Source organism: Guyparkeria sp. (assembly GCF_041687595.1).
Taxonomy (GTDB): domain Bacteria; phylum Pseudomonadota; class Gammaproteobacteria; order Halothiobacillales; family Halothiobacillaceae; genus Guyparkeria.
On record NZ_JAWLBP010000044.1, the window covers coordinates 1 to 17798 of the forward strand.

At 69.5% G+C, this 17798-nt stretch carries 16 protein-coding genes; 13 read left to right on the forward strand and 3 right to left on the reverse strand.

The annotated features are described in order from the left end of the window. The 10 genes from ACESL5_RS07595 to ACESL5_RS07640 all read left to right on the forward strand — a co-directional run. On the forward strand, window positions 1-210 hold a 210-nt coding region (locus ACESL5_RS07595; protein ID WP_372592179.1), incomplete at its 5' end, for a nucleoside-diphosphate kinase. A 41-nt stretch (window positions 211-251) separates the two neighbouring features. After that, window positions 252-1385 carry a 23S rRNA (adenine(2503)-C(2))-methyltransferase RlmN gene (rlmN, locus tag ACESL5_RS07600; RefSeq protein WP_372592180.1) on the forward strand — a complete coding sequence of 378 codons (1134 nt, stop codon included), beginning with the start codon at window positions 252-254 and terminating at the stop codon, window positions 1383-1385. After that, window positions 1382-2182, forward strand: coding sequence for a type IV pilus biogenesis/stability protein PilW (gene pilW / locus ACESL5_RS07605; RefSeq protein ID WP_372592181.1), 801 nt, complete (start codon window positions 1382-1384; stop codon window positions 2180-2182). The genes rlmN and pilW overlap by 4 nt, the downstream gene beginning before the upstream one ends. Beyond that, window positions 2179-3219: a RodZ domain-containing protein gene (locus ACESL5_RS07610; protein ID WP_372592182.1), complete on the forward strand. Its 1041-nt coding sequence runs from the start codon at window positions 2179-2181 to the stop codon at window positions 3217-3219. Before pilW ends, ACESL5_RS07610 begins: the two co-directional genes overlap by 4 nt. Further along, entirely contained in the window at window positions 3216-4310 is a 1095-nt protein-coding gene (ispG, locus tag ACESL5_RS07615; RefSeq protein ID WP_372592183.1) for a flavodoxin-dependent (E)-4-hydroxy-3-methylbut-2-enyl-diphosphate synthase, read from the forward strand. The genes ACESL5_RS07610 and ispG overlap by 4 nt, the downstream gene beginning before the upstream one ends. Window positions 4311-4328: 18 nt before the next feature. Continuing rightward, window positions 4329-5594: a histidine--tRNA ligase gene (gene hisS / locus ACESL5_RS07620; RefSeq protein WP_372592184.1), complete on the forward strand. Its 1266-nt coding sequence runs from the start codon at window positions 4329-4331 to the stop codon at window positions 5592-5594. Between the two features lie 20 nt (window positions 5595-5614). Beyond that, the gene (locus ACESL5_RS07625; RefSeq protein ID WP_372592185.1) at window positions 5615-6244 is read left to right on the forward strand and encodes a YfgM family protein; all 630 of its coding nucleotides are present in this window, start codon (window positions 5615-5617) and stop codon (window positions 6242-6244) included. Beyond that, the gene (bamB, locus tag ACESL5_RS07630) at window positions 6241-7407 is read left to right on the forward strand and encodes an outer membrane protein assembly factor BamB (RefSeq protein ID WP_372592186.1); all 1167 of its coding nucleotides are present in this window, start codon (window positions 6241-6243) and stop codon (window positions 7405-7407) included. The genes ACESL5_RS07625 and bamB overlap by 4 nt, the downstream gene beginning before the upstream one ends. 75 nt (window positions 7408-7482) lie before the next feature. Then, on the forward strand, window positions 7483-8904 hold the full coding sequence (gene der / locus ACESL5_RS07635; protein ID WP_372592187.1) for a ribosome biogenesis GTPase Der: 1422 nt from the start codon (window positions 7483-7485) through the stop codon (window positions 8902-8904). A gap of 62 nt (window positions 8905-8966) precedes the next feature. Beyond that, complete coding sequence (locus ACESL5_RS07640) at window positions 8967-9470, forward strand: hypothetical protein (protein WP_372592188.1); 504 nt, start codon at window positions 8967-8969, stop codon at window positions 9468-9470. A gap of 46 nt (window positions 9471-9516) precedes the next feature. Here the strand turns inward: ACESL5_RS07640 and cysZ are convergent, their stop codons facing one another. Genes cysZ through queF form a run of 3 tightly spaced genes read right to left on the reverse strand, consistent with a single transcriptional unit; the run spans window position 9517 to window position 11937 of the window. Then, window positions 9517-10272 carry a sulfate transporter CysZ gene (gene cysZ / locus ACESL5_RS07645; RefSeq protein ID WP_372592189.1) on the reverse strand — a complete coding sequence of 252 codons (756 nt, stop codon included), beginning with the start codon at window positions 10270-10272 and terminating at the stop codon, window positions 9517-9519. Further along, window positions 10269-11534: an FGGY-family carbohydrate kinase gene (locus ACESL5_RS07650; protein WP_372592190.1), complete on the reverse strand. Its 1266-nt coding sequence runs from the start codon at window positions 11532-11534 to the stop codon at window positions 10269-10271. Before ACESL5_RS07650 ends, cysZ begins: the two co-directional genes overlap by 4 nt. A 13-nt stretch (window positions 11535-11547) precedes the next feature. After that, on the reverse strand, window positions 11548-11937 hold the full coding sequence (gene queF, locus ACESL5_RS07655) for a preQ(1) synthase (protein WP_372592191.1): 390 nt from the start codon (window positions 11935-11937) through the stop codon (window positions 11548-11550). Window positions 11938-12120: 183 nt separating this feature from the next. On the opposite strand from queF, the gene ACESL5_RS07660 reads away from it, so the two are divergent. The 3 genes from ACESL5_RS07660 to ACESL5_RS07670 form a co-directional block, all read left to right on the forward strand. Continuing rightward, complete coding sequence (locus ACESL5_RS07660) at window positions 12121-15606, forward strand: AAA family ATPase (RefSeq protein WP_372592192.1); 3486 nt, start codon at window positions 12121-12123, stop codon at window positions 15604-15606. A 367-nt stretch (window positions 15607-15973) separates the two neighbouring features. Next, window positions 15974-16984 (forward strand): cell division protein ZipA C-terminal FtsZ-binding domain-containing protein, encoded by a 1011-nt coding sequence (locus ACESL5_RS07665; RefSeq protein WP_372592193.1) that lies wholly within the window; start codon window positions 15974-15976, stop codon window positions 16982-16984. Beyond that, window positions 16981-17798, forward strand: an 818-nt coding sequence (locus ACESL5_RS07670; RefSeq protein WP_411275715.1) for a DNA ligase LigA-related protein, incomplete at its 3' end; no start/stop codon positions are given. The genes ACESL5_RS07665 and ACESL5_RS07670, both read left to right, overlap by 4 nt.

Here is a 17798-nt window from a genome sequence, read left to right on the forward strand (position 1 = left end):
TTCGTCCAGGTGCTCGAGGGCGAGGACGCCATCGCCAAGAACCGTGACCTGATGGGCGCGACCAACCCGAAGGAAGCCGAGCCGGGCACCATCCGCGCCGACTTCGCCGAGTCGATCGACGCCAACGCGGTCCACGGTTCGGACAGCGCCGAGAACGCGCGCACCGAGATCGATTTCTTCTTCAAGCCCGACGAGTTGACCAGCCGCTAAGACCGCTGGCACCTTTTCGGGTCGACATACGGGTGGCCTGAATGACTTCGACCGACGAACGCATCAACCTGCTGGGGCTGGCGCCCAGCCGCCTGCGTGCCTGGTTCGCGGAGATGGGCGAGAAGCCCTTCCGTGCCAACCAGGTGCTCAAGTGGGTGCACCAGCGCCGGGTCGAAGACTTCGATGCGATGACCGATCTCGCCAAGAGCCTGCGTGAACGGCTCAAGGAGATCGCCTGCATCCAGGCCCCCGAGATCCTGCTCGACCAGGAATCGAAGGACGGGACGCGCAAGTTTCTCGTCGATACGGGCGGCGGCAACTCGGTGGAGATGGTCTACATCCCCGAGGACGACCGCGCGACCCTCTGTATTTCCTCGCAGGTGGGCTGTTCGCTCACCTGCACGTTCTGCTCGACCGGCCGACAGGGTTTCAATCGCAACCTGTCGACCGCGGAGATCGTCGGTCAGCTCTGGCTGGCCGAACGGTTGATCGAGCGTCGCCTGCCGACCGGCAAGGCGATCAGCAACGTGGTCTTCATGGGCATGGGCGAGCCGCTCTTGAACGAGCAGGCGGTGGTCGATGCCGCCGAGCTGATGCTCGACGACCACGCCTACGGCCTGTCCAAGCGCCGCGTGACCATCTCGACCTCCGGCATCGTCCCGGCGATCGATCGACTGGGCGAGCGGCTGCCGATCTCGCTGGCCATTTCGTTGCACGCGCCCAACGACGCGCTGCGCAACGAGCTGGTGCCGATCAACGAGAAGTACCCGCTCGACGAGCTGATGGCCGCCTGCGACCGCTACGCAGAAGTCGTACCCCACGGCGCGATCATCTACGAGTACGTGATGATCCAGGGCATCAACGACACCCCCGAGCATGCCGACGAGCTGATCGAGCTGCTCGGCCCGCGCAAGGAAGCGGTCAAGATCAACCTGATCCCGTTCAACCCCTTCGAGGGCTCCGGCTACGAGCGCTCCTCGCGCAACCGGATCGAGCGGTTTCGGGCGCGGCTCAAGGCCGTGGGTATCAACACCGTGCCGCGCAAGACGCGCGGTGACGATATCGATGCCGCCTGCGGCCAGCTCGCGGGCAAGGTGGCAGACCGCTCCCGTCGCCAGGACCGGCTCGCCCAGATGGGGCTCGATCGAGGTGTCGTGGAGGTAACCGGATCATGATGTTGCAACGACAGGGACGCGGCCTGTGGATGGCCCTGGGGCTGGCACTGGTGGCCGGCGGGCCGGCGGGCTGTGCCTCGATGGGCGAAGGCAGCGATGTCGGCCAGATCGAGCGGAGCACCGGCAAGAACCGCCAGGCCGCCGAGGTCAATACCGAGCTGGCGTCGGGATACATGCGCGAGGGCGAACTCAAGGTCGCCATGGAGAAGGTCAAGCGTGCCATCGCCTTCGACGGCAGCTATGCCGCGGCGCACCACGTCCATGCGCTGCTGCTCGACCGACTCGGCGAAGAGGAGGAGGCCGGCGAGGCCTACCGCAAGGCGCACCGCTTCGACCGGGACAACCCCGGGATCGCCAACAACTATGCCGGCTACCTCTGCAGGGTGGGTGAATACGAGCGGGCACAGGCACTGTTCCGCTCAGCCTACGAGGACCCTCTCTACGAGACGCGTGAGTACGCGCTGGTCAATTCCGGCCGCTGCTACCAGAGGGCAGGCGAGAGTGAAAAGGCGCTCGAGCAGTTCCGGCGAGCGATCGACGCAGGTTCCAACCAGCCAGTGGCCGTGCTCGGCATGGCCCGGGCCCTGCACGAGCAAGGGGAGTCGGAAGAGGCGGCCCGCGTCATGGAGCGCTACGAGAGCCGTTTTCGACATACACCGGAGTCGCTGGCCACGGCGATCGAGATCGACAAGGCCGTCGGCGATGACGCGGCGCTGGCCAATCACCGGTTGATCCTGCGAGGTCGTTTCCCGGATTCCCCCGAGGCGAAGGAACAGCAAGCTGGAGGCAGTCAATGAGCGAGCAGGAGCGCCGCGATCCGGCATTGGGCAATGATCACGGCCAGGTCCCCGGTGAAGAGGCGATCTCGGTGGGGGAGCAGCCGGCCGGCCCTAGTGTCGGCGAACGGATACGCCAGGGGCGTGAGGCCGCCGGCCTGACGGCGGCCGATCTGGCCCAGCCGCTGAACCTTGACCTGCGCGTCATCGAGGACATCGAGCGTGATGCGCTGGACGAGGTGCCGGGCCGCCCCTACATTCTGGCGTACCTGCGTTCCTGGGCCGCCCAGCTCGGCATCGACGCCGAGTCGCTGATCGAGCAGTACAACCGCCAGCAGGGTGCCGCCCATGGCGAGATCCACGGCGGCCAGCACCCGACGCTGGCCGTGATGGAGAGCCGTAACGGCGGTGGCGGCGGCTGGGGACGATTCCTCGGCTGGCTGCTGGCCCTGATCGTCGCCGCCATCGTCGTGCTCGCCCTCCTGCAGCTCGATGGCGAGCGCATCAAGGGCTGGTGGCAGGGCCTGACGGGTGCGACCGCCGAACAGGCCGACCAACCCGCCGACGGAGGTCCCGTGTCAGGTGAGACGGCCGGCGTCTCCGAGCCGGAGATCGCCGTCACGAACGGAACGGACGAGGACGAGCCGATCGGCCGCCCGCCCGCCTCGGCCCTGAGCGCCGAGGAACCTGCGGCCCCCGCGACACTCGGCATGCTGTTGCCCGAGGGTCGGTTGTCTGCGCTGGGCAGCGAGGCGGAGACTGAGTCGTCCTCCGAGGCCGAACCGGAGGCGGTGCCCGCGGGGGACGAGAAGCCCGCGCTGGTGCTGCGTGCCGTGAGTGGCGAGAGCTGGGTCGAGGTCCGTGACGCGGCAGGCGAGCGCCTGATGTACGACGTTCTCGCCGAGGGCGATAGCCGCACGTTCGACGGCGACGGTCCCTTCTCGCTGGTGCTGGGAAACCCCGCTGCGCTCGAGGTCGAGTATGCCGGCGAGCCGGTCGAACTGGACGCGGCGGGCGGCTCGGCTGGTGTCACGCGACTGACCGTGGGTGATTCATGACCTTTCAACACGTGCCCGTGACGCGTCGTCTTTCCCGCCGTATCCAGGTCGGGTCCGTCGGCGTGGGTGGTGACGCGCCGATCAGCGTCCAGTCGATGACCAATACCGACACCTGTGACGTCGAGGCGACCGTTGCGCAGATCGAGCGCCTCGCTGCGGCCGGTGCCGATATCGTGCGTGTCTCCGTGCCCAGCATGGACGCCGCCGAGGCCTTCGGCCGGATCAAGCAGCGGGTCTCCATCCCGCTGGTGACGGACATCCACTTCGACTACCGCATCGCCCTGCGCGTGGCGGATCTCGGCGCCGACTGCCTGCGCATCAACCCGGGCAACATCGGTCGCGAGGACCGCGTGCGCCAGGTGATCGACTCGGCCCGCGACCACGGCATCCCGCTGCGCATCGGCGTCAACGCCGGTTCGCTGGAGAAGGATCTGCAGCAGAAGTACGGCGAGCCCACGCCGGACGCGCTGGTCGAGTCCGCCCTGCGTCACATCGACATCCTCGACCGGCTCGACTACCCGGAGTTCAAGGTCTCGCTGAAGGCCTCCGACGTCTGGATGACGCTGGGCGCCTACCGCAAGCTGGCCTCCCAGATCGAGCAGCCGCTTCATCTGGGCATCACCGAGGCCGGCGGGCCGCGGGCCGGGGCGGTCAAGTCGGCCGTTGGCCTGGGCATGCTGCTGGCCGAAGGCATCGGCGACACGCTGCGCGTCTCGCTGGCCGCCGACCCGGTCGAGGAGGTCAAGGTCGGCTGGGATATTCTCAAGTCGCTGAAACTGCGTAGCCGCGGTGTGAACCTGATCGCCTGCCCGTCCTGCGCCCGCCAGGAGTTCGACGTCATCAAGACCGTCAACGCCCTGGAGGAGCGCATCGAGGATATCGACTTCTCCATGGACGTGGCCGTGATCGGCTGCGTGGTCAACGGGCCCGGCGAGGCCCGCGAGGCGGCCGTTGGCCTGACCGGCGGCAAGCCCAATCTTCTGTACGTCGACGGCAAGCCCTCGCGCAAGCTTTCCGAGGAAGAGCTGGTCGACCAGATCGAACAAACCATTCGCGAGCGTGTCGCCAGCGCCAAGCGTAGCGACGACTGAGCCTTTCCAGACCTAGCAATGAGCAAAACCCTGCAAAGCATCCGCGGGATGCACGACGTGCTGCCCGAGCAGACCCCGGCCTGGCAGCGCCTGGAGGCCGCGCTGGCCGAGACGGCCGTGGCCTTCGGCTATGAAGAGATCCGCATGCCGATCGTCGAGCAGACGGGGCTGTTCGCCCGCTCGATCGGCGAGGTCACCGACATCGTCGAGAAGGAGATGTACACCTTCGACGACCGCAACGGCGATTCGCTCACCCTGCGCCCGGAGGGTACCGCCGGCTGCGTGCGCGCCTGCCTGCAACACGGGTTGATCCACAACCAGCAGCGCCGGCTCTGGTACATCGGCCCGATGTTCCGCCACGAGCGTCCGCAGAAGGGTCGCTATCGCCAGTTCCACCAGTTCGGCGTGGAGGTATTCGGCGTGAAGGGGGCCGAGCTCGACGTCGAATTGATCCAGATGGCCCGCACGCTCTGGTCCCGCCTGGGCATCGAGGACGTGCGCCTGGAGATCAACACTCTCGGCCAGCCGGAGGCGCGTGCCCGTCACCGCCAGGTCCTGGTGGAGTACCTGGAAGGCCACGCCGACTCGCTGGACGAGGAGGCGCGCCGACGCATGCACGAGAACCCCTTGCGAGTGCTCGACAGCAAGAATCCCGCGATCCAGTCGATCCTCGAGGGTGCGCCGAAGCTGGCTGACTACCTCGACGAGGAATCCGCGGCCGACTTCGAGCGGACCTGCGAGCTGCTCGACGCACTCGGCATCCCGTACCGGGTCAATCCGCGTCTGGTGCGCGGCCTGGATTACTACAACAAGCTGGTCTTCGAATGGGTCACCGAATCGCTCGGTGCCCAGGGGACCATCTGTGCCGGTGGGCGTTACGATGGGCTGGTCGAACAGCTTGGCGGGCGGGCCACCCCGGCGGCGGGCTTCGCCATCGGCATCGAAAGACTCCTGTCCCTCGCCGGCGATGAGGGCGACGGCGCTCGCGCGGACGTATACGTGATCGTTCCCGAGGCCGGGCGCCAGGCGGCGGCGATGCGCCTGGCCGACCGGCTGCGGGACGGTTTGGCCGGCCGGCGGGTGCAGTGTAATCTCGACGGCGGCAGCCTCAAGGCGCAGTTCAAGCGAGCCGATCGTAGCGGCGCCGGGTTGGCGGTGATCGTCGAGGATACCGAGGGCGCCGAGGTATCGTTCAAGCCCCTACGTGGCGAGGGCGAGCAACGAACCGTCTCCGCCGACGATCTCATCGACCTGCTGACCGACCGGTCGGCAGGCGGACTCTGAACAGTCAGGAATTTCCGAACATGGTCGCCTCAGACGAAGAACAGATCGAACGCATCCGTGACTGGTGGGCCGAGCACGGCCGGACCGTGATCGCCGGCATCGCGCTGGGCGTTGTCGCCATTGCCGGCTGGTACGGCTGGCAGGGCTGGCAGGAAAACCGCGTGGCCTCGGCCTCGGCGGCCTTCGGTGCGCTCGAACAGCGGGCCGCGGCGGACGACAACGCCGAAGTGGTCGAACTGGCCCGCGAGGTGGCCACCGCCTACGACGGCACCAGCTATGCCAGCCTGGCCTGGCTGCTCGGCGCCGGCGTGGCCGTGGAGAACAACGATCTGGAAACGGCAGCGGCCTATCTCGAGCGGGCAACGGACAGCACCCGCCAGCCGCAACTGGTCGCCACCGCGGAACTCCGCCTGGCACGCGTCCTGTGGGCCGAGGGCGACCACGCCGCCGCGCTCCAGCGATTGAACGACGCGCCGGCGGGCTTCGAGGGTCTTTATGCTGAACTGCGGGGCGACATCCTGCTCGACGAGGGCGACCTCGCCGGCGCCCGCTCGGCCTACGAGACCGCCGCCGCGTCCGATGCCGCCAACGGTCTGCTCCAGCTCAAGCTCGACAGCCTGCCGGTTGCCGAGGCCGGAGGTGCGTCGTGAGTGCCCGCCGGTCGATCCTCGCTGGCGGTCGGCACCTGCCGGCTGTCCTCTGTCTGGGGGTCGCCGTCGCGCTGGCCGGTTGTTCCGCGCCGCGCGAACTGGTCAAGCCCACGCCGCTGGAAGAGATCGAGAACGAGCGGGCGCCTAGCGTCGAATGGTCGGCCTCGTCGGGCGGCAAGCAGAAGAACGAACTGTCCAGCATCGCGCCGGTCGAGGAAGACGGTCGGGTATTCGTCGCCGGGCCCGATGGCGACGTGCGTGCCTACGACCTCGAGTCGGGCAAGCGTCTCTGGTCCGCTGATCTCGACGCCGCGCTCAGTGTCGGCGGCGGGGCCGGGGAAGGCCTGGTGGTCTTCGGCTCCGATGATGGACGGGTCTTCGCGCTGGATGCCGAGACCGGCGAGACGAGATGGACCCGCTCCATTCGCAGTTCCGTGGACGCCGCGCCGTCGGTCGGTTTCGGTGACGTCGCCGTGCGGGGTCGTGACGGCACATTCGCCCTGCTGGACGCCGAGACCGGCGAGGTTCACTGGCAACAGTCGACGAGCCAGCCCTCCCTGACCCTGCAGGGTCAGAGCCGCATCCTGATGTTCCCGGACGCGATCGCCGTCGGCTTCGATGACGGAACGATGGGTGTCTACTCTCGCGACGACGGTCGAGAGCTGTGGAGCCGGGCCGTGGCTCTGCCCACCGGGCGCACGGACGTGGACCGCATGGTCGACGTCGATGCCACTCCGGTGTTCGCCGATGGCGTCTTCTACGTGGCCACCTGGCAGGGCAAGCTCGCGGCACTCGCGGCCCAGGGCGGGCGCGAGATCTGGTCGCGCGACTTCTCGTCGGTGACCGACTTCGCCGCCGACCGGCGCGCGCTCTACCTCTCCGACGCCGATGGCGTGGTCTGGGCGATCGACCGGCGCAGCGGCGATGCGCTGTGGCGCCAACCGGATCTCGCCCATCGTGGGCTGACCGGCCCGGCGCTGATCGGGGGCGACCTCGTGGTCGGTGACGTCGAGGGCTACGTGCACGTGCTCTCGACGGCCAGCGGCCGGCTGCTCGGCCGCGCCGACTGGGGTGATCCGCTGGTCGATCCGATCGGGTCCGTCGATGGTCGCGGGCTGGCCGTGTCGCGCGATGGCAAGCTGCGGGTGTTCACGCTTGACTGAGCATCCTGCCGTGGCCCTTGTCGCAACACATGCCCGTTTCGTCTTTCCTTTCTCTCGCACGAGTTCCCTGTCGCGATGAAGCCCGTAATCGCCCTGGTCGGTCGCCCCAACGTGGGCAAGTCGACCCTCTTCAACCAGCTGACCCGCAGCCGTGACGCCCTGGTGGCGGACTACGCGGGGCTGACCCGCGACCGGCAATACGGCACGGCCCATCACGAGGATCGGGAGTGGCTGGTGATCGATACCGGCGGCCTGACCGGCGAGCGCGGCGGCATCGAGGCCCTGATGCAGGACCAGGCCTGGCTGGCCATGGAAGAGGCCGACCTGGTCGCCTTCCTCGTCGACGGCCGGGCCGGGCTGACCGCCGCCGATGAGCAGATCGCCAGCGAACTGCGCCGGGCGGGCAAGCCAGTGCTGCTGGTGGTCAACAAGACCGATGGCGTCGATGAGCACGAGGTCCAGGCCGAGTTCTGGGCACTGGGCATGGGCGAGCCGGAATTTATCGCCGCCACCCATGGTCGCGGCATTGGTGGATTGTGGGAGCGGCTCGAGGCCATGCTGCCGCCCGAGCTGACCGCCGAGCCTGCCGAGGAGCCGGAGGACAAGGGGACCACCGTTGCCCTGGTGGGGCGCCCCAACGTGGGCAAGTCCACCCTGACCAACCGGTTGCTGGGCGAGTCGCGCGTGCTGGCCTTCGACGAGCCGGGCACCACGCGTGACTCGATCAAGATTCCCTTCGAGCGCGACGGCAAGCCCTACACGCTGATCGACACCGCCGGGGTGCGGCGCAAGTCGCGCGTCGGCGAGGCGATCGAGAAATTCAGCATCGTCAAGACGCTGCAGGCGATCGAGGCGGCGAATGTCGTCATCCTGGTGCTGGACGCCCACACCGGCATCACCGAGCAGGACCAGCACCTGCTCGGATTCATCCACGACCGCGGCCGGGCGCTGGTGATCGCCGTGAACAAGTGGGACGGCCTGGAGGCCGACGTGCGCGAGCGGGTAAGCACCGAGATCGAGCGCAAGCTCGGCTTCATCAACTATGCCGAGATACACCGCATCTCCGCCCTGCACGGCACCGGCGTGGGGCACCTTTTCGAGAGTGTGGACAACGCCTACGCCGCCGCCATGCGCTCGATATCCACCAACGCCCTGACCCGCACCCTGCAGGCGGCGGTCGAGCAGCACCAGCCGCCGCTGGTCCACGGCCGGCGCATCCGCCTGCGCTATGCCCACCAGGGCGGCAGCAATCCGCCGCTGATCGTCATTCACGGCAAGCAGACCAAGCGCCTGCCGGGGCATTATCATCGCTACCTGGAATCGTATTTCCGGCGCGAGTACGACCTGATGGGCACCCCCATCCGGATCGAGTTCCGCACCGATGCCAATCCCTACGAGGGGAAGGTCGACCGGCGCACGCCGTTGCAGAAGGTCAAGCAGAAGAAGGCCGAGGCGCGTCGCCGCCCCGGCCAGCGTGGCGGTCAGCGACGCGGCTGAGCCGCGCGGCGGGCTGCCGACACGGGGCCTTCGGGCCAGAACACAGGGAAGGAGAGGATGGGATGATGAAAGGACTGATCATGCTGGGGCTGTCTGCCGCCCTAGCGCTGCATGGGATGACCGCCGGCGCCCAGGTGGGGATGACGAACACGGGAGATCCCCGGGTGGCGGCCCTGCTGGACGAGGCGGACCTGGGTTACGAGGTCGACGGCGACAACGACTTCGGCCTGGTGTTCGAGTTCAACGACGGTCGCAGCCAGTTGGTCTGGGTGCTGTCGAACACGGCCGAACTCGACGCCCTCGAGATCCGCGAGGTCTGGTCGATCGCCTACAGCTCGGATACCCCCCTCTCCGAACGAGTGGCAAGGCGTCTGTTGAGCCAGAACGCCAACGTCAAGCTCGGCGCCTGGCAGACCCGCAAGATGGGCGATGAATACGTGGCCCTGTTTGCGGCGCAGATCGCGGCGGACACCGACGTGGCCACGCTCGTGACGACCCTCCAGGTCGTGTCGGCCACCGCCGACGAGATGGAGATCGAGCTGACGGGCGGCGACGACGAGTACTGACCCCGGGCCGGCGGGTCACTTGACCGGTCGGCTTCTCCTCCGGCGTTCAGCCCGTCGACCCGTCGTCGCGCGTGGCGAATCCCTCCACCCACATCTTGGTCGCCCCGCAAACGCCCACCGGCATGGCGAGGAAGTTGGCCACGGGCACCATCGTCATCAGCGTCATCAGGCTGCCGAAGCCGAGCGTCAGCGCGGGGCGCTGGCGCAGCCGACGGCGCTGCTCGCGGAATGACAGGCCGTGGTTGCCGGCCGGATTGTCGACGTACTCCAGGCTCATCATCCACGCCGAGAAGGCGAACCAGGCGAATGGCGCGAGCAGGTTCAGGCCGGGGATGAACCACAGGACGACCAGCGGCAGGGCCCAGGCCGCGAGATACAGCAGCCGGCCGACTTCCCCGGCCACTGCCGTGACGGACTCTGTGACCATGCCTTTGCCGCTGTCCGCGGGCGGTCGGCCCGTCAGGTGGGCTTCGACCCGGGCGGCGAGCACGGCGTTGAACGGCGCGGCGATCAGGTTGGCCACCAGCGTGAAGCTGAAGAACGTCACCAGGAGCAGGCCGAGCACCAGCACCGGCATGAGCACCCAGTAGAGGAAGTCGAGCCATGACGGCAGCAGGCCCTCGAGCCAGTCGCCGGCATGGTCGAGCAGCAGCCAGCCGGCCAGGGCGAACAGCAGCACGTTGATCGCCAGCGGAATCAGCGTGAAGCGGCGCAGGCCGGGCTGCCACATCAGGCGAAAGCCGGCCAGCCAGTAGCCGAAACCGCCCAGCTCCCGGGCGGCTCGTGGCAGGGGTGCGTTCATCGGGTTCCTTTCCTGTTTGCCGCGAGCCGGGCCGCGCCCACGGCCGCCTCGGTGTGCTCGGCCAGCCGGACGGGTACGCCCAGGGCGCGCTGGCGCATGCGGGTGAAGACCGGGTTGCGCGCGCCGCCGCCCGCGGAGTAGACGCGTCGGACCGGCGAGGCGCCCAGCTGGGCGAAGCGCCGGTAGCCCTGCGCCTCGATCCGCGCGATGCCGCGCAGCAGTCCGCCAAGGAAGTCGACCGGGTCGTCGGGACGCGGGGTCAGGCGCGGGGACATGTCGGGAGCGACCACCGGAAAGCGCTCGCCCCGGCCGGCCAGCGGCCAGTAGCCGAGCGTGTCGGGACGGTCCGGATCGATCCCGGCGCTCAGTTCGGCCAGTTGCTCGCCGGTGAAGTACCTCGCCAGTACCCGGCCGCCGCTGTTCGACGCCCCGGAGATGGCGAAGCGGTCGCCGAAGCGATGGCTGTAGACGCCGCTGGCGGCATCGGCTACCGGCGTCTCGCTGATCAGTTTCAGCGCCAGCGTCGATCCCAGGCTGGTCACGCCGTCACCTTCGTCGGTCGCGCCGCTGGCCCAGAGGGCCGCCATCGAATCGGTGGTGCCAGCGGCCACGATCCCACCCTCAGGCAGGCCCCAGCGTCGGGCCAGCTCGGGCGTGACGGGCCCGATGGCCGTGCCGGGGCGATGGACCTCGGGCAGCCGGTCGCCGAATCGTTCGATAAGGGCGGCCGGCCATTGCTCGGCCACCGCATCGAAGCCCCACTTCAGCGCGTTGTTGCTGTCGCTGACATGCTGGCCGGTCAGGCGGGTGACGAACCAGTCGGCCTGGCTGACCGGTCGCCCGCTCTGGCCGCGCTCCTCGGTGAGGAATCGCCAGCGGGCCAGCGCGGACAGCTGGGCGTCGGGATCGAGATCCAGCCGGCGCAGCGCGTCGAGCTGCTCCTGCCCGCGCGGGTCGTCGTACATCAGGGCCGGCCCTTCCGGCTCGCCGTCCTCCCCGATCGTCAGCACCGTCCCGGAGGTGCCGGCGAAGGCCAGGGCGTCGACCTCGGCCAGGCGTCCCTGCTTTCCGAGGCGGCACATCAGCCCGTCGAAGGCCGACCACCACTGCCGCGGGTCCTGCTCGTGGCCGTCCTCGATGGCAGGCGCGGCCCAGTCGGCCCGTTCCAGCCAGAGCGGCTGGCCGTCAGCGTCGAGTGCGGCCAGCCGCAGGCCGGAGGTGCCCACGTCGATACCCAGTGTCCGCGCGCGTCGATCCGTCATGGCGCGGTCGGCCTCAAGGCAGCTCGACGCGCGGGGCCGGCTCCCAGCCCTCCTTGCGGTGCTCGACGACCACGTTGGTCCAGATGCCGCCGCGCACGTTCCAGCGGCCGGTGACGCGCAGGAAACGCGGCTCGATGGCGGCGACGATGTCGTCCGCGATACGGTTGGTCATCGCCTCGTGGAAGCCGCCTTCCTCGCGGAACGACCACATGTACATCTTCAGCGACTTGAGCTCGACGCAGCGCTCGTCCGGCACGAAGTCGATGACGATGGTGGCGAAGTCCGGCTGGCCGGTCTTGGGGCACAGGCAGGTGAACTCGGGGACCTCCATGTGGATGGTATAGTCGCGTTCCGGATGCGGGTTGGGAAAGGTCTCGAGTGACTTGCTGGGTTGGGTCGACATGGATGACTGTCCTGTTGCGGCAAATGAAATGGGTTCGGTGAACCGGGGGGCGAATTATAAGTCGCTCCCGCGGCCCTTGCAGGCACCGGCGGCGATTCGCCGGGCCAGTCGCTCCCCCGTGCCCTGCCGGAACCGCCCGTCGGGGCGCCCTGTCTTCCCGGCGCCGAGGGGAATGGTGTTCCCATGCGCCTGACCCGCCTCTATCTTGCCGGCTTCAAGTCCTTCGCCGCGCCCACCGAGATCCGGCTGGCCGAAGGCACGCTGGCGATCGTCGGGCCCAACGGCTGCGGCAAGTCCAACCTGATCGATGCCCTGCGCTGGGTAATGGGTGAATCCTCCGCCCGCCACCTGCGCGGCCAGGCCCTCGACGACCTGATCTTCGCCGGAAGCGGCTCGCGCAGCGCGGCCAGTCGCGCCGTGGTCGAGCTGACGCTGGACAACCGCGAGCGTCGCATCCACGGCCCCTTCGCCGCCTACAACGAGCTGACCGTCCGGCGCAGCCTCGATCGCGACGGCCAGTCCCGTTACGAGATCAACAATACCCGGGTGCGTCGCCGCGATGTGATCGACCTGTTCCTTGGCACCGGCGTGGGCGCGCGCTCCTACTCCGTGATCGAGCAGGGGCAGGTCAACCGCATCGTCGACGCCAAGCCCGACGAGTTGCGCGGCTACCTCGAGGAGGCAGCCGGCATCTCGGTCTACCGGGAGCGCCGCCGCGAGACCGCCAACCGTATCAGCCACACCGAGGAGAACCTCGCCCGGCTCTCCGACATCGCCGCCGAGCTGGAACGCCAGGAGGCCACGCTGGCCCGCCAGGCCAGGGCGGCCCGACGCTACCGCGACCTGGCCGCCGAGCGCCGCCGCCTGCAGGTGGAGGCCGCGGCGGTGGGGCTGCTGCAGGCGCGCGCCGAGCGCGAGCGTCTCGACCGTGGCGTCGAGGCCGCCCGCGAGGCCGAGGCGCGGCTGGATGCCACCCTGGCCGAAGTCGAGGGCCAGGCCGAGGCGGCCGAACGGGCCGGCCAGGCTGCCGCCGACCGACTGGCGCAGCATTCGGCGGAGAAATACCGCCTGTCGACGGAGCTCGGCGGCCTGACCACCCGCATTGCCGAGCTCGATGGCCGGATCGAGGGCATCGAGCGGCAGGAGCGCCACGATCGGGACACCCTCGAACGCCGCGAGAGCGAACGTCGGGAGGCGGAGGCCCGGCGCGAGGCCCTGATCGCCGAGCAGCGCGAGCAACGCGCGTCGCTGGATGCGTTGTCCGCCGACCACGACCGGGCCCGCGACCGTCGCGCGACCGCCGAGGCCGACCTCGAGGCCCTGCGCCGGGAGGTGATGGCCGCGACCGAGGCGCGGGTGCACCCCGAGCGCGAACAGGCCCGCCTGGCCGAACGCTGCGAGTCGACCGCCCGCGAGTGCCGCCGGCTGGAGTCAGCCCCGGCGGCGGCCCAACTGAACGCCGCCGAGACCGAACGTCGGGATCTGGACCGGCAACTGTCCGAACAGGCCGGCGAGATCGAGACGTTGGCCGAGTCACGGGCCCGGGCGGAGGCGGGATGCTCGTCGCAGGCAGAAGCCGTCGAACGTGCCGAGGCCCTGCTGCAATCGGCAGACGAGGCCCGCCGCGAGACGCGGCGGCAGGCCGACGGCATCCGGGCCGAGTGGCAGGCGCTCGACCGGCTGATCGCGGCGCACGCGGGTAACCGCGGTGCGGCCGGCGAGAACGATTCGGCCTCCCAGCGGCTGGTGGATCATCTGGTCGAGGCGGACCTGCGCGACCCGTGGATCGGCCACGTGCTGGGCACGGCGCTGGAAGCCGAGCTGGTCGAGGACATCGCCGCGCACGCCGCCCGCGAGTTCGAGCGCTTTGCCGACGAGGGCGCGCCCGGCGGCTGGTGGCTGGAAGCTGGCCGGGATGCCGGGGCCGACTGGCTGATCGAGCGTATCGGCGACTTCCCGGGCCGCCCGGTCGACAGCCTAGAGGCGGCGCTTGAACGACGTGCCGAGCTCCCGCCCGGCGATTTCCTGATCACCCCGGACGGCTGGTGGGTCGGACGTCACTGGCTGGGTCGTGCCGAGGAAGGGCAGGCCGCCGCCCACCTGGCACATCTGGCGCGCCGCCGTGAGCTGCAGGTCGAACACGAGCGGGTCGAAGGCGATCTCGAAGCCGCCGAGCGCGCCTGGACGCAAGCCCGGGAGGCCCTGCGCGCCGAACGGGCGAGGCTGGAGGAGCTCCTGCGCGAGCGGGACGAGGTCGGGCGCCGACTCGAATCGCGACGGCTGGCCCACGAGCACGGCCAGGAACGTCGCGAGCGGGCGACCCGGGCGATCGAGCAGTGGCGGGAGAAGGCGGCCGCGGAAACCGAGGAGCTGGCCGAGGCACGGCACCGGCTGGCGGATCTCGAGGGGCAGCGCGAGACGGCCCGCGAGGCGGTCGCCGAGGCCGATGGCCGGCGGGAACGGGCCCTTGACGCCCAGCAGCGGGCCCAGCAGGTGCTGGACGAGGCCCGCGAGGCGGCCCGATCGGCGGCAGATCGCTTCCATCGCGCCAAGCGGGAGATCGACCAGCGCGAGGAGGTGATCAACCGGCTGGCCGGCGAAGGCCAGCGCCTGCGGCACGAGCACGAGGCGCTGACGCGGCGCCTGGCCGAGGCGGCCGGGGAGCGGGACACGGCCCGCGTCGAGCGCGACCGGCTGGTCGACGAGCGGCGCGGGCTCGAGGTGCGGCTGGCCGAGGCGGAACGAGCCGAGACCGAGGCGCGCGAGGCCCAGCAGGCGGCCACGGCCGAGCAGTCCGCCGCCCGCGAGCGAGTCGCCGAGGCGAGGGCCGCGCGGGACGAGGCGCGGGCGCGAAGCGAGCAGGCGCGCATCGACCGCGCCCAGGGCGAAACGCGCGAGCAGCACGCCGTCTCCCGGCTGGAGGAGGCTCGTGCGCAGCTGGGCGAAAGCGAGAAGGAGCCGGATGTCGAGGCCGTCGAGGAGCTGGCGGCCGAGCCGGGCGCCGCCGAGCGCCAGCGCGGGCGGCTGGAGGAGCTCGATGCGCAGATCCGGCGGCTGGGCGCGGTCAACCTCTCCGCGATCGAGGACCACCGCGAGGTCGAGGAGCGCCGCGAGGAGCTGACCGGCCAGATCGCGGACGTGGAATCGGCCCTGGCCCAGCTGGCCGAGGCGATCGAGACCATGGACCGCCAGACCCGGGAGCGTTTCCGGGAGACGTTCCACGCGGTCAACCAGCGTCTCGGCCCGCGCTTCGAATCACTGTTCGGCGGTGGCGAGGCGCGCCTGGAACTGACCGGTGACGATCCGCTGGATGCCGGGGTCGCCCTGATGGCCCGGCCGCCGGGCAAGCGCATCAGTCACCTGTCCCTGTTGTCCGGGGGCGAACGGGCGCTGACGGCCACCGCCCTGATCTTCGCCATCTTCGAGCTGAACCCCGCACCGTTCTGCATTCTCGACGAGGTCGACGCGCCCCTCGACGAGGCTAACGTGGGGCGTTTCTGTGCTATGGTTTCGAGCATGTCCGACCGGGTGCAGTTCATGTACATCACCCACAACAAGACCACCATGGCAAGCGCTTCCGCGCTGGTCGGCGTGACCATGCGCGAGGCCGGCGTGTCGCGGATCGTGTCCGTCGACATCGATGCCGCGGTGGACCTGATCGAGGCGTGATCCGGATGCCCCTGAAAACCGTAGCGAGCGGGCCGAGTGTGAGGGAAGTTCTGTATGAACTGGATGCCGCTCTGGCGAAGCGCTCCGCCCGTGATCAAGGCGCGGTGTCGCCGGCGTGCCGGCGGCCACGGCAAGACAACGTAACGCAGAGCACGGGCGGAGCGCTTCGCCCCGTAGGGCGAGTCTTGAGCCGGACATTTGCGGCGTTGCCGACCTTGGAAAGGGAAGTGCCCTTCCGCTGCGGTCGGGCGCCTTGCACCTGTCCGGCTCAAGACGCGCAGAGCGACATCCAGTTCACACAGACCTTCCCGGGGAGCCGCGGAGTGAGCGACGAGACATATCGAGCGGATAGGCGAGAAGCGAACGAGTGCGCGACGTCGCAATCGGCGTGCGCAGCAGGTTTGCAGGGGTAGCCGGCATGGAGTGGTTGCGCTGGATAGTTCTCATTGTCGGCCTGCTGGTGATCGGCGGCATCGTCTGGATGTACCGTCGTCACCGTAGCGAGCAGGCCGTGGACCTGGGTGGCGGCCATGACGGCCATGGCGGCTATCACGATCCGATCGACGCCAGTGTCGGGGCCCGGGTCGAGGAGGACGTCGAGGACCTGGAGCGGGTCGCTGACCGTCGTCTGGAACCGAGCCTGGATCTCGGCGGTGACGACCGTGTCGAACGTCCCGACGAGGACGGATTCGTCGACGGCGTCTCGCCTGCCCGCGTGGTCTGGCGGTCCGAGGAGCCGGAGGAGGCCGAGCCGGAAGAACCGGAGCCGCGGATGGAGAGCGGGCCTGCCGGGTTCAGTGATGCCGGCGAGCCCGAACCGGCCGAGGAAGTGCCCGCCCGCCCGCAGCCCGGCTTCTCCAGCCTGTTCACGCGGCAGGGGCAGGACACCCCGTCGGCCGAAAAGCCGTTGGCCGGCGCGCCGACCGACGAGCGCGGCGCCGAGCCGACGATCGACGAGGACGAGACCGAAGAGCCGGGCGGCGCGGTGATCTCGATGATCCTCGTCGACCGCCAGCAGCGCGCCATGCCTGCCGAGCAGGTGCGCCGAGGCATCGAGGAGGCCGGCTTCGAGTTCGGCGACTTCGCCATCTACCACTTCCGCGACCTGGACGGCGAGAGCTGGTTCTCGCTGATGAATGCCGTCTCCCCGGGGCAGTTCGACCCCGATGACCTGACTTCCTACGAGACCCCGGCGCTGGCCATGTTCATGCAACTGCCGAGCCGGGGTGCGGATCCGTCGCTGGTCTTCGACCGCATGCACCAGGTGGCCACCACGTTGGCCGAGACGCTGGACGCGCTGCTCATCGATGACCGCCGCGAGCCGCTGGACACCGAGTCGATCGACCGCTACCGAGAGCTGATCGAGTCCTACCGATGAGCGAGTCCGACGACCGGAAGCGGATTTCGGCCCTTCGCGCCGAGATCCGCCAGCACGATTTCCGCTACTACGTCCTCGACCGCCCCACCATCCCCGACGCCGAGTACGACGCGCTGATGCGCGAGCTCGAGGCGCTGGAGGAAAAGCACCCCGACTGGGTCACCCCCGATTCGCCCACGCAGACCGTCGGCGCGCCGCCTAGCCACGCGTTCGAGACGGTCGAGCACCGCGTGCCGATGCTCTCGCTGGACAACGCCTTCGACGAGGAGGAGTTCGCCGCCTTCGACCGCCGCGTGCGCGACCGCCTCGGGAGCGAGGCGCCGGTGACCTACCAGGCCGAGCCCAAGTTCGACGGGCTGGCGCTGAGCCTCACCTACGTCGGCGGCACGCTGGCCCGCGCTGCGACCCGCGGTGACGGTCGCCGCGGCGAGGACGTCACCGACAACGTCCGCACCATCGACAGCGTGCCCTTTCGCCTCGACCTGCCCGAGAACAGCGAGATCGAGATCCGCGGCGAGGTGGTGATGACCCACGAGTCCTTCGCCGAGATCAACCGCCGCGCGGAGAGGCGCGGCGAGAAGGTGTTCGCCAACCCGCGCAATGCGGCGGCCGGCTCGCTGCGGCAGAAGGACCCGCGCGTCACCGCCGAGCGCCCGCTTCACTTCTTCGCCTACGGCATCGGTCTGGCCGAAGGCATCGAGGCGCCCGAGACGCAGTCCGGCTGGCTCGACCGCATCGCGGATCTGGGCTTCTCGGTGGCCGAGAACCGGGCCCGGGTGACCGGGCTGGACGGGGCGCGGGCCTTCTTCCGCGA